The sequence below is a fragment of the Candidatus Eisenbacteria bacterium genome, from assembly GCA_035577985.1.
GTDB lineage: Bacteria > Desulfobacterota > Binatia > DP-6 > DP-6 > DATJZY01.
Map to the genome: position 1 here is coordinate 15882 of DATJZY010000021.1, position 12051 is coordinate 27932.

The 12051-nt window shown below is 71.1% G+C and carries 11 protein-coding genes; 6 read left to right on the forward strand and 5 right to left on the reverse strand.

Annotated elements, in window-relative coordinates; genetic code table 11:
- Window positions 1-47: 47 nt before the first annotated feature.
- On the forward strand, window positions 48-2033 hold the full coding sequence (locus VMS22_02655; GenBank protein HXJ32913.1) for a right-handed parallel beta-helix repeat-containing protein: 1986 nt from the start codon (window positions 48-50) through the stop codon (window positions 2031-2033).
- A 3-nt stretch (window positions 2034-2036) separates the two neighbouring features.
- Here the strand turns inward: VMS22_02655 and VMS22_02660 are convergent, their stop codons facing one another.
- The gene (locus VMS22_02660) at window positions 2037-3221 is read right to left on the reverse strand and encodes a cytochrome P450 (GenBank protein HXJ32914.1); all 1185 of its coding nucleotides are present in this window, start codon (window positions 3219-3221) and stop codon (window positions 2037-2039) included.
- 108 nt (window positions 3222-3329) lie between these two features.
- Here VMS22_02660 and VMS22_02665 point away from each other — a divergent pair, with 108 nt between their 5' ends.
- Complete coding sequence (locus tag VMS22_02665; protein ID HXJ32915.1) at window positions 3330-4499, forward strand: amidohydrolase family protein; 1170 nt, start codon at window positions 3330-3332, stop codon at window positions 4497-4499.
- 132 nt (window positions 4500-4631) lie between these two features.
- Here the strand turns inward: VMS22_02665 and VMS22_02670 are convergent, their stop codons facing one another.
- The gene (locus VMS22_02670; GenBank protein ID HXJ32916.1) at window positions 4632-5234 is read right to left on the reverse strand and encodes a pyridoxamine 5'-phosphate oxidase family protein; all 603 of its coding nucleotides are present in this window, start codon (window positions 5232-5234) and stop codon (window positions 4632-4634) included.
- Between the two features lie 90 nt (window positions 5235-5324).
- On the opposite strand from VMS22_02670, the gene VMS22_02675 reads away from it, so the two are divergent.
- Together VMS22_02675 and VMS22_02680 are read left to right on the forward strand one after the other, a co-directional pair.
- Window positions 5325-6821, forward strand: a complete 1497-nt coding sequence (locus VMS22_02675; protein HXJ32917.1) for a PLP-dependent aminotransferase family protein — start codon at window positions 5325-5327, stop codon at window positions 6819-6821.
- Window positions 6822-6832: 11 nt separating this feature from the next.
- Window positions 6833-7375, forward strand: coding sequence for a Slp family lipoprotein (locus VMS22_02680; GenBank protein ID HXJ32918.1), 543 nt, complete (start codon window positions 6833-6835; stop codon window positions 7373-7375).
- Between the two features lie 8 nt (window positions 7376-7383).
- Here the strand turns inward: VMS22_02680 and VMS22_02685 are convergent, their stop codons facing one another.
- The 3 genes from VMS22_02685 to VMS22_02695 form a co-directional block, all read right to left on the reverse strand.
- A complete protein-coding gene (locus tag VMS22_02685) occupies window positions 7384-7593 on the reverse strand; it encodes a hypothetical protein (protein ID HXJ32919.1) in 210 nt (69 codons plus the stop codon).
- Window positions 7594-7770: 177 nt separating this feature from the next.
- Window positions 7771-8760, reverse strand: a complete 990-nt coding sequence (locus VMS22_02690; GenBank protein ID HXJ32920.1) for a diiron oxygenase — start codon at window positions 8758-8760, stop codon at window positions 7771-7773.
- Between the two features lie 11 nt (window positions 8761-8771).
- Window positions 8772-8987 (reverse strand): hypothetical protein, encoded by a 216-nt coding sequence (locus VMS22_02695; GenBank protein HXJ32921.1) that lies wholly within the window; start codon window positions 8985-8987, stop codon window positions 8772-8774.
- A 216-nt stretch (window positions 8988-9203) separates the two neighbouring features.
- Here VMS22_02695 and VMS22_02700 point away from each other — a divergent pair, with 216 nt between their 5' ends.
- Together VMS22_02700 and VMS22_02705 are read left to right on the forward strand one after the other, a co-directional pair.
- A complete protein-coding gene (locus VMS22_02700; GenBank protein ID HXJ32922.1) occupies window positions 9204-11270 on the forward strand; it encodes an ATP-binding protein in 2067 nt (688 codons plus the stop codon).
- Window positions 11264-12051, forward strand: a 788-nt coding sequence (locus VMS22_02705) for a sigma-54 dependent transcriptional regulator (GenBank protein ID HXJ32923.1), incomplete at its 3' end; no start/stop codon positions are given. The genes VMS22_02700 and VMS22_02705, both read left to right, overlap by 7 nt.

Genomic DNA, 12051 nt, shown 5'->3' on the forward strand with positions numbered 1-12051 from the left:
GCGCCGCCCAGTTGACGCTGGGGCCTCCCATCCCCCATGACGGAGGCATGCGTGCCGGCTGGACGGGTGTCCTCTTCGCGATCGGTCTCGTCTCGGAGGCGGGAGCCGCGGTGTTCACCGTGACGAGCACCGCCGATTCCGGGATGGGCACGCTTCGCAACGCGATCACCGCGGCGAACGCGACGGCCGAGGCCGACACGATCACGTTCAACCTGGGGTCGAATCCACCGGCGATCGTCCTCAACGGCGAGCTGCCGATCATCACCCAGCCGCTCACGATCGACGGATACACGCAGACGGGGTCCAGCCGGAACACGCTCACGAACGGCAGCAACGCCGTGCTCGCGGTCGAGGTCACCACGCCGCCCTCGGTGTTCGCACCGAGCTACGCGATCCGCATCCAGGCGGCCGACTGTGCCGTTCGCGGTCTGGTCGTGAACGTATTCACCCACGCGGTGTCGATCGAGGCCCCCGCCACCCGCACGACCGTCGAGGGGAACTTCTTCGGGACGGACCGGGCGGGGACGACCGGTCTCGACTCCACGGGTGTCGGGCACGGTACGAACGTGCTCGTGTACGGCGGCACCAACAGCACGATCGGCGGCTCCACGCTCGGGGCGCGCAACGTCATCATGGGGCAGGTCCAGGTCAGTCTCCCGGGCGCGACCGGAAATCGTATCGAGAACAACGTGATCGGTCTCGATCGCACCGGGACGACGAAGCTCGGCGCCACCTCCGAAGCCGTGGTCGTCGACGGCCCCATGACCACGGTCATCGACAACGTGATCGCGGGTAGCCCCGGCGCCGGCATCCGGGTCCGCGCGAACGGGACGACGATCGTGGGGAACCTCATCGGAACGGACGCCGGCGGCACGGTCGCGATCGGGAACGACTTCGACGGCATCATCGTGGACCTCTCCTCGGAGGACACGGTGATCGGCGGGACGGCGAAGGGCGCGGGCAACGTCATCGGAGCGAGCCTCAAGAGCGGGATCATCATCGCCGGGGTATCGACGCGCACCGTCGTCCAGAACAACGCCATCGGCGTCGACCGTGGCGGCAGCGTCGCGCTCGGGAACACCGAGGGTGGCATCGCCGTCATCGGTGGTGCGTTCGATACGACGATCACCGGCAACACGATCGCCAACAACCAGGAAGGCGGCGTGCTGTTCTCGCCCGACGCCGGCGCGCCGACCGCGATCCTCGGCAACGTGATCCGCGACAACGTGGGACTCGGCATCGACTTCGGCGGCGACGGCATCACGCCGAACGACGCGGGCGACGGCGACATCGGAGTGAACGGGCTCGGCTTCCAGAACTTCCCGGTGCTGACGAGCGCCCTCGGCGGCTGTGGCGGTCCGACCACGATCGCGGGAACGCTCGACGCGATGCCGGGCACCTATCGCCTCGAGTTCTTCGCCAACCCGACCTGCGATCCGTCCGGCGCCGGCGAAGGGGCCCGGTTCCTCGGCTCCACGACCATCACGGCGAGCGGCGGCGTGCAGAGCTTCTCGGCCACGGTCGGGGGCTCCGCCGATCCCGGCCAGGTGGTGACGGCGACGGCCTCGGCCGAGGGCGTCGAGACGTCCGAGTTCTCGCTCTGCTTCACGATCGGGCCGCCTCCGTGCACCGTCGAGGGATGCGCCGACGGCGATCCGTGCACGCAGGACGGGTGCAGCGGCGCGGGCATCGGCTGCTGCCTCCACGATCAGCGCACCGGATTCGATTCGGCGACCTGCATCTTCGACGAGGGCGGGTTCGACGCCCTAGCCTGCCAGGGCGAAACGCTGCCGCGCGGTGTGACGAAGCGCTTCGGAAAGGCGCAGGCGCTGCTCCAGAAGGCCCGCGACATCGGGAGCGGGAAGCGCGCGAAGCGCAGGGCCACGCGTGCGGCGAAGACGCTCGGCGGCGGCATCCCGGTCGCGAACAAGGCGGTGAAGAAGCACAAGCTCTCCTCGGGCTGCCGCGACGCGCTGGTGCTCTTCCTCACCGACGGCCAGACGCGGGCCGAGGCCCTCGCGGGCACGCTGTAGTCGTCAGGCGCAGCTCACGCGCAGGCTGTCGTGCCGGCGCACGTAGCTCCCTCGCGCGTAGCGTCCCGCGGCGACGTCCGCCTCGAAGTCCGGACAGCGCGCCAGGAGCTCCTCGAGCACCACGCGCGCCTGCAGGCGCGCCGCCGCGGCGCCGATGCAGTAGTGCGTCCCGTAGCTGAAGGCGAGGATCTTGGCGATCCGGCGGTCGACCTCCAGCTCGCCCGCGGTCGGACCGAACTCGCGCTCGTCACGGTTCGCCGCCGCGTAGCACAGGAGCACCTTCTTGCCGGCCGGGATCGTGACACCGCGCACCCGGGCGTCCCGGGTGGTGGTGCGGGCGAGGTTCTGCACCGGGGACGTCAGCCGGAGCAGCTCTTCGACGGCGTTCGGGACGAGCGCCGGGTCCTCGAGCAGCCGGGCACGCTGGTCACGTCGCTCGGTGAGCAGGCAGATGGATCCCGAGAGCATGCCCGTCACCGTGTCGTTGCCGCCGGTCACCATCGTGAACGCGAAACCGAGGATCCGGGCGAGCGACACGTCGTCCTCGCCGAGCCGGGTCAGGTCCGAGACGATGTCGTCCGCCGGCTCCACACGTCGCCGGGCGACCAAGCTGACGAAGTAGCCCAGGAGCTCCGTGAAGGGCTCGCTCGACGCGGGCGCGGCGTCGCTCGAAGCGGCCTGGACGATCGCCTCGGTCCATCGGTCGAAGAGCGGCCGGTCTTCGGTCGGCACCCCGAGATAGTGCGCGACCACGAAGCTCGGCAGTGGCTTGAAGAGGTGAGCGACGATGTCGACCTCGCCGGCACGCCGCGCCGACTCGATGCGCTCGACGACGAACTCGCGCACCGCCGGCTCGATCGTCCCGACCTTGCGTGGCGTCAGATCCTTCGTCACCAGGCGCCGGAAGGCGGTGTGGGCGGGTGGATCGAGGAACACCATCGGCATGGCGTCGCCGAGCCCGGTCGCCTTCAGCTCGTCGTAGCTGACGGTCAGCCCCTGCGCCGAAGAGAACGTGGCTGGGTCGCCCGCGGCGGCCCACACGTCCTCGAAGCGCGAGAGGACCCAGAAGTCTCCCCACGCGGCGTGGTGCACCGGGTCGCGGTCACGCAGGGCCGCGTATGATCCGAACGGATCGCGCCAGGTCTCGCCGCTTCGCAGCTCGAAAACCGGTCGGGGGGTGTTCGCCATCGCTCGGGCTCGCAGAGGCCCCGAGCTTCCACCGATGGAGCGCCATTCTGCAAGACGCGACCCGCGGGTCTCTTGACCGCCGCCCTCGGGTGGGCGTCGAATGCGGCCATGCCGTACGCGGAGGGACGTTCGTACTACGACGCCGACTCGCATCTGATGGAGACGCCGGAGTGGCTCCCGGCGTACGCCGACCCGCCGTTCCGCGATCGCATCCGTCCGTTCTCGCTCGGCGGGACGGGCCTCCCGGAGCAGGCGCAGCGGATGATCGATCGAGGCCGCCGGCGCGCCGGCGATCCCGCGGAGCGCGAGCGTCACGAGGCGGAGCTGATGACACGCAAGAGCTGGGATGCGTACGGCGCGTTCCATCGAGAGGACCGCAGCCGCGCGCTCGACCACCTGGGCTTCGCCGCCCAGCTCGTCTTCTCCACCTTCGCGCCGGGCCAGTCCGAGCTCGTGCGCGACGTCGATCTCAGCTACGCGACCTCGCGTGCGCTCACGCGCGGCATGGTCGAGTTCTGCGCGCCGGACCCACGCCTGCTGCCGGTGACGTTCGTCCCGCTGACCGTCCCCGAACGTGCGATCGCCGAGACCCGGTTCGCGCTCGACGCCGGCGTGAAGGGCGTGACCATCTCGCCGATTCCTCCCGCGGCGCACTCGATCACCCATCCTGCGCTCCACCCGCTCTACGCCCTCCTCGAGGAGCGCGGCGTGCCGCTACTCTTCCACGTGGAGAACGACGCCCCCCGCAAGATCGCGAAGGGGTTCTCGAACAACGGCTGGGAGGGACAGACGGACTTCCACGGCGGCGGCGAGAACTTCACCGGCCTGCTCTACATGGCCGTCAGCCACTGGGTGGAGGTCGCGCTCGCCGCGCTCGTCTTCGACCAGATCCTCGAGAAGTTCCCGCGTCTCAAGGTGGGCGTGATCGAGCTCGGCGCCGTGTGGGTGCCGGCGTGGCTCGAGCGGCTCGAGATCGTGAAGGACACGTTCGGACGCACCGAGAGCCGCATTCGCGAGCTCAGCCTGCGACCGAGCGAGTACGTGCGACGCCAGGTGCGTGTGACGCCGTACCCGACCGAGGACGTCGGGCGGTTGATCGAACGCTGCGGTCCCGAGGTGTTCATGTTCTCGTCGGACTATCCGCACGTCGAGGGCGGCCGCAACCCGCTCAAGCGCTTCGAGGCGTCGCTCGCGGGTCGCACCGAGGCGGAGAAGGCGGCGTTCTACGCCGGGAACTTCGCCGACATGATGCGCCTGCCCGTGACCCACTCGGCGTAGCGCAGGGATCGATCGCCACCGCGAGGCCGCGCAGCCGCTCGCCCTGGCGCAGACGGTCGGCGTTCGCCCGCGCCAGCTCGCGGAACCCCGCGAGCGCGTCGGCGTCGCCGTGCCCGGCGACGCCCTCCCGAATCATCCGAGGTCTTGGATCGGCGTCCCCCGTTCGAGCGTCAGCGGAACGACGCCGGCCCAGACGTCGAGCGTCATGTCCTCCGCGTCGTCGAGCGGCGGGCCCGTCCGTACCTTGGCGCTCGCCTCGGTGATCGGGATGCGCACCACGCCGCACGCCTTCAGCTCCTGCGGGTTGGGCGGTCGGACGACCGCCCAGCGTCCGGGATGCAGGTGCTCCATGAACGCCTCGAGCGCCGCGTTCTTCTCGGCCTCGCCGGTGATCGGCTCGCCGCGACCGAGGATCACGACCGAGCGGTAGTTGATCGAGTGGTGGAAGGCCGAGCGCGCCATTACGAACCCGTCGGTGTGCGTCACGGTGACGCAGGCGGGCGCGCCGGACGACAGCACCTCGACGAGGCGGCTCTTGCTCGAGCCGTGCAGCACGATGGCGTCGCCCACGCGCGCGTAGGCGGTGGGGATCACGACCGGCTGGCCGCGCTCGACGATGCCGACGTGGCACAGGAACCCCGCGTCGAGGATCGCGTAGACGGCCTCGCGGTCGTAGGCGGCCCGCTGCGGAAGCCGCCGGACCCGGGTGCGCTCGGTCTGTAGCGTGGTCTCCATGATACCGGTGGGCGTACACCTTGATTGGTCCCATGAGAAGATCCAATTCGTTGATTGCCGTGGTGCCAATCATCGCGCTAGGGTCGGCCCATGGCGACGGCACCCGCGATCCTCGGCACGCTCGCGCTCGACCGGCGGGCGGCGCTTCCGCTCCAGGCGCAGCTCTATCGCACGCTTCGCGAGGCCGTGCTCTCGGGACGTCTCGTGCCCGGGACGCGCCTGCCGGCGAGCCGCGTCCTGGCCGGCGATCTCCGCATCGCGCGCAACACGGTGGTCGCCGTCTTCGAGCAGCTCGTGAACGAAGGCTACTTCGAGTCGCGCGTCGGATCGGGAACGCGAGTCGCGACGATCCGTCCCGAGGCGTTGCTGCACGCGCGGCCGTCGTCGCGCGTCGAAACGCCGGGGCCGCGGCCGGTGCTCTCGCGCCGCGGCGAATCCCTCGCGCGCGTGCGTCGCGCCACCGGAGGCGTCGACATCCGCGCCTTCCAGGTCGGACTTCCGGCCGTCGACGCGTTTCCGATCGAAACCTGGGCCCGCCTGCTCGCCCGCCGCGCGCGGACGCCGACCAAAGGCAGCCTCGGGTACCATTACGCGGCCGGCCATCCCGCCTTGCGCGAGGCCATCGCGAGCTACCTCGGCGCCGCGCGCGGCGTCGTCTGTCGTCCGGCGCAGGTGATCGTGGTGGCGGGTGCCCAGGCGGCGCTCGACCTCGCCTGCCGCATGCTGCTCGATCCCGGTGACGCCGCGTGGATCGAGGAGCCCGGATATCTGGGCGCGCGCGGCGCGCTCCTCGCCGCCGACGCACGGCCGATCGCCGTCCCGGTCGACGCGGAAGGGCTCGACGTCGCGGCGGGCGCGCGGCTCGCGCCGGATGCGAAGGTCGCCTACGCGAGCCCGTCGCACCAGATGCCGCTCGGCGTGACGATGAGCCTGACGCGCCGGCTCGCGCTCATCGACTGGGCGGCGCGCTCGGGGGCATGGATCCTCGAAGACGACTACGACAGCGAGTTCCGCTACGACGGACGGCCGCTCTCCGCCATGCAGGGCATCGATGCGAGCGGCCGCGTCATCTACGTGGGCGGCTTCAGCAAGACCGTCTTCGCCGCGTTGCGCGTCGGCTATCTCGTGGTTCCCGAGGCGCTGGTCGACGCGTTCGCGACCGGCATGCGGCACACCGGCCACAGCGCGGCGGTCGTGGTCCAGGCGGCGCTCGCCGACTTCATCGCCGAAGGGCATTTCGCCGCGCACGTGCGGCGGATGCGGACGCTCTACGAACGCCGGCAGACGCGGCTTCTCCGCGCGGCCGAGCGCCGCCTGGCCGGGCTCCTCACGATCGGGCCGAGCCAGGCCGGCATGCACGTCGTCGGACGACTCCCACGGGGCGTCGGTGACGAGGCGGTCGCGGAGGCGGCGCTTCGCGCGGGCATATCGGTGCGCCCGCTCTCGGTGCACCATCTCGGGCCACGTCGCGAGGACGGCCTGCTGCTCGGCTACGCCGGGGTTCCCGAGCGCGAGATCGATCGCGGCGTCGAGCGCCTGGCAGATGCGATAGCCGGGGTGGTCGACGGGGCGGGGCGCCGGGGTTAGGCTTCGCGTGCATGTCGCGCTTCGCGCTCGTCGTCGCGGCGGTGCTCCTCGCGGGTTGTCCGCGGCCGCCGGCGCCGCTCTCCGGCGAGTTCCCGCCCACGACGGTCGCCGACGCGCGCAGCGAAGACTACTCCGGAGGGCGCGTGCGGTGGGGGGGCGCGATCGTCGAGACGACGCCGGGCAAGGACGCGACCTGCTTCCAGGTGCTCGCCCTGGTGCTCGACAGCCGTGCGCGACCGCGTCCCACCGACAACTCCACGGGACGCTTCGTCGCCTGCGCACCCGGATTCTGGGATCCGAGCATCTACGCGCCCAAGCGCGAGGTGACGGTCGTGGGGACGATCGACGGCTCGGTGTCCGAGAAGATCGGCGACTACGACTACACGTTCCCGCATGTGGCGGCCGAAGTCGTCTACCTGTGGCCCGAGCGCACCTACGTGCAGCCGGTCTACTACGGCGGCCCGTACTACTGGGGCCCCTATTGGGGGCCGTACTGGTACCCGTACTTCTGGGGTTGGTACGACCCGCTGCCGCGCCCGCATCGGCACTGGTGATCCCGCGGCTACGCCGCGACACGGCGATCCCCGTCCACCGGCGGAAGGGCGTGCCGTGCCTCCCACTCGCGCGCGGCCGAGCGCCGCGCCGACTCCCCGATACGGCCGACGAGCCACCACGCCCCCGCGAGAACCGCGAGCCCCAGCGTGAACGCGATCGGCTCGAGCATCGCCTTCGTCAGGGCCCCACTGGACGTCATCGTTATGATCTGGGTCATCATTGCCGCCTACCTCCTGCTCGGTAGAGAGCAGCGGGCGTGCCATGCCGGGGCCGTCGAAAAGGCCCGGAAACGCGGCGATCCCCTCGCCCGACCGCGAGCGCTGCAAACCGCACGTAGCGCCGCCGCTGCTATGTGGCGATAGCACCACACGCAGGCGGCCGGCGGGGAGGTGGCTCAGGCCGCGAGCGCGGCGTCGTCCCAGATGTGGAGTCGCCGCCAGAGCGGCCGCGTCAACGAGGTTACCAGCCCCAACTCGACGCACAGCTGACGGACCTCGGCCAGCGACTCCATCACGAACGCCCGATGCTGTGCATTGCGGGTGAACGCCTCGGTGACGACCTCGCGCGGCATGCGATAGGTCTGCACGACGTTGGCGGGCGGGTACATCATGCGGCTCGTCATGTCGGCCAGGAGGAGCGGGACCTGAACCGCCAGCGACGCGCGGCGCCTGGGGGGCAGCATCGGCACGTGGTGGCGCAGGTACTCGCGCGCGAAGCAGATGTGTCGCGCCTCCTCGGTGACGTGGATCTGCATCACCCGTCGCAGCAGCGGGTGCACCGGGCGTCCGGAACGCAGGACCTCGCGCTGAGCGTGGTCGATCGGCTCCTCGCCGCCCAGCACGAACAGGAAGAACAGCTCGGGGAACTTCCGGCCGAGCTTTGCGACGCGGCGCGAGCCCATGCGGTCGAGCCATCCGAGGCCCGGCACCTCGAGCCCGATGCGCTGCACCAGCTCGTGGAACATGAGCGAGTGCTGCGCCTCCTCGATCACCTCGTGGTAGGCGTAGCGGAACTCGGGCGCGCCGTCCTCGAGCGTCGACGCGAACTCGAGGAGGCCCTGCTTCAGCGTGCGCTCGAACTCGAGGCCGAGCTTCACCTGGCTCGCGATCAGGTGGAGACCCAGGCGCGCACGGATCGCCGCCGGTTGCGCGCGATACCACGCGGTCCTGCCGAGCGGCTCGTCGTCGCCGATCTCGAAGCACGGATCCTCGACGTCGATCGCGCGCCCGGGGGCATCCCAGTCGACGTCGGCGTAGGCGTCGAAGTGCTTGCTGACCGAGAGGCGCGAGAGCCGTCCGAGCAGCGCGGGGTACGATTCGGTTCGCGTCGCCCGGCGTTCGTGCTCCGGAGGCGTCGCGGCGTCGAGGGCGATCGCGGCGTGCATGGCGGCGCTCCTCACGCGGCGAGGCGATCGTCGATGTGACGACCGGCCGGATCGGGCGTGCGGGCCTCCCACTCGCGCGCGGCGCTGCGACGAAGCTCTTCGGCCGCGCCGGCCCCGAGCCACGCCACCCCCGCCAGCAGGGCGATGATGACGCCGAGGAAGGCCGGTCCGACCGCCAGGACCGCCGTCGCCATTCCGGGGATCAGGGTGTCGATCATCGGGACCATACGCACCTCCTGCGGTCTGCCATGAGCACGGCTCGTGCCACGGTGGTCGCGCCGGAAAAGCCGCGAGGATTCCGGCGGTGGGGTCCGGCAGCGGGTCGGCTCCGCAACCCCCGGCATGCGCCCCGGCCGCATGCTCGGACGTGCATCGAACGGGATGCGGGCCGGGAACGGCTTGGGTTATAGCTTGGCATCGCCATTGCGATCCCAGGGGACGACATGACGACGCGCGATCTCATCGCCGCCGGCCTGTACCTCGTCCCCGCGCTGCTCTTCACCGTGATCGCGCGGCAGATGTGGGTCTTCCGCCGGGTGCGCCGGCCGCGCAGCCGCGCCTTCCGCCTGATGCCCATCGTCACGACGGCCCTGGCGGCGCACTACTTCATCCTGCTCGCGAAGTCGCTGATTCCGGGCGCGACGCCGCACGACATCATGGCCGTCGTGCGGACGCCATGGAACGCGGCGGTCGAGGTGTCCTGGCTGGTCACGATCGCGCTCCTCGCGCACCTGCTTCGTCTCCTGCCGCTTCCCGAGCGACGCCCGAGCGCCGCGTGGCTCCTTCTCGACTACGGGATCGCCGCCGGGGTCGCCGCCACGTCGCTCACACTGCGCCTGCGCCCCGGGGCGACACCGGACCAGCAGGAGATCGGCCACCACGTCTTCGAGATCGGGTTCGCGGTGCTGGGCGCGCTCTGCCTCGTGCAGTTCTTCCGCAACGCGCGTCCCGGCGCGTGGGGACCGGAGCACGCGGGCGAGGTGCGTGGACCCGACGTCGTCCTGGTCAAGATCGGCATCGTGACGACGTTCGCGATCGCGCCGCTCGTGTGGCTTGCGGGCGGCGAGGAGCTGGCCAACGTCGCCTGGGAAGTCGTGCTCGGCCTCGCGATCGCGGCGCCGATGGCCGTGCGGATGCTGGGGTGGGTCCTGCCGGAGCTGGTGGTCCTCACCGTCCTCTTCGCGGCGACGGCCGGCGTCGTGGGGACGCTGACGTTCGCCATCCCGCGAGTGGACGCAGCCTATCATCCGCTTCTCGGATTCGGCGCGATCGTGACGATCCTGGCCGTGTTCACGGGCGGCCAGGAGCTCCTGCGTGCGCTCGCGACGCGCATCGTGGTGCGCCGGAGCCGCCGCCAGGCGCAGGACCTGCAGGAATTCCTGCACGGTCTCTCGCCCGAGCTCGGCGTCGTCGAGTGCGTGAGGCGCGTCCTCGCCGAGCTGGTCCGCGTGCGCCAGATTCCCGGGGCCGCGATGATCTTCCGCGACCGCGAGCCAGTCGTCGTGGGCGACTTCCGTCTCGATCCCGTGCTGAGCGTCTGGCCGCGCGGCGCGGCGATCGATGCGCTCCCCGCGGGCTCGTATGGCTCGAGCGAGCTGCGAGAGCTGCCTCTCGCCCTGCGCGAGGCGCTGGTCGAGGCGAACGTGGGGCTGGGCGCGGCCGCGGTCGACAGCCCACGGCGGCGGTGGGGGCATCTCTTCATGAACACGGGCTTCTTCGGCGGGACGTTCCGCGAGGACGACGCTGCCGCGTTCAAAGCGTTCGTCGACCAGCTCGCGCTCCTGCTCGCCGGGGCCGCGCTCCTCGAGCGGACACGGGCGGTCGAGCGCTCGCTCGCGCACGCCGAGAAGCTCGCCGCGATCGGCGAGCTGGCGGCGCGCTTCGCGCACGAGATCCGCAACCCCGTGACCGCCGCCCGCAGCCTGGCCCAGCAGCTCGCACGCGATCCGACGTCGGCGCTCAACGCCGAGCACGCCGAGATCATCCTCGTCGAGCTCGAGCGCGTCGAGCAGCAGGTGCGCGACCTCCTGCGCTTCTCGCGCCGCGAGGAGCTCCGGCTCGACACCGTCGATCTGGGCGCACTCGTACGCGCGACCGCCGCCGATTTCCGGGCGCGCTTCGCGGCCGCCGGGATCGCGGCCGAGGTGGACACGCGCGACGGCGTCGTGGCACGAGTGGACCGGGAGAAGCTGCGGCAGGTGCTCGTGAACCTGGTCGAGAACGCCGTCGACGCGCTCGGTAACGGCGCCGCGGAGAAGCGGCTCCGATTGGGGGCCGTCGCGAGCGACGGCAGCGCCGTGCTGCGCGTCACCGACAACGGCTCCGGCATTCCCGCCGACGCGCTCGTGCGCATCTTCGAGCCCTTCGTCTCGCTGAAGCCGAGCGGCACGGGTCTCGGGCTCGCGATCGCCAAGCGCACGATCGACGCGCACGGCGGCAGCATCGACGTCACGAGCCACCCCGGCGCCACCACCTTCGAGATCCATCTGCCCCTGGAGGCGACATGGTGATGGCGCGCATCCTCGTCGTCGACGACGAGCGCGCGATCGGGATCGCGATCCAGCGCCTGCTCGCGGCGCGCGGGCACGAGGTCGACACCGCCCGGTCCGTCACCGAGGCCGTCGCGCGGCTCGGACGCGGCGCCGTGCACCTCGTCATCACCGATCTCAACCTCGCGGGCGAGTCCGGAATGGACGTGCTGCGCTGGGTGAAGGAGCACGCGCCTGACACCGCCGTGATCATGATCACGGCGTACGGCTCGGAGCGGACGGCCGTCGAGGCCATGAAGCTCGGCGCGGCCGACTACGTGCCGAAGCCGTTCGACAACGACGAGCTGGAGCTGGTGGTCGAGCGGGTGCTCGAGGGCGTCACGCTCCGACGCGACGTCCGCCGCCTCCAGGAGCAGGTGACGGGCGCCTACCAGTTCGAGAACATCGTCGGGAAGAGCGCCGCCATGCAGCGGGTCTTCGACGTGATCCGCAAGGTCGCCGACACCGACCTCACCGTGCTCGTGCGCGGCCCGAGCGGCACCGGCAAGGAGCTGGTGGCGAACGCCATCCACTACAACAGCCCGCGCCGCCGCAAGCCCTTCGTCAAGGTGAACTGCGCCGCCTTCTCGCGCGAGCTGGTCGAGAGCGAGCTGTTCGGCCACGAGAAAGGCGCGTTCACCGGCGCGATCTCGGCGCGCGAGGGGAAGTTCGAGGCGGCTGACGGCGGCACGCTCTTCCTCGACGAGGTCGGCGACATGCCGCTCGAGACGCAGGCGAAGATCCTGCGCGCGCTGCAGGAGCG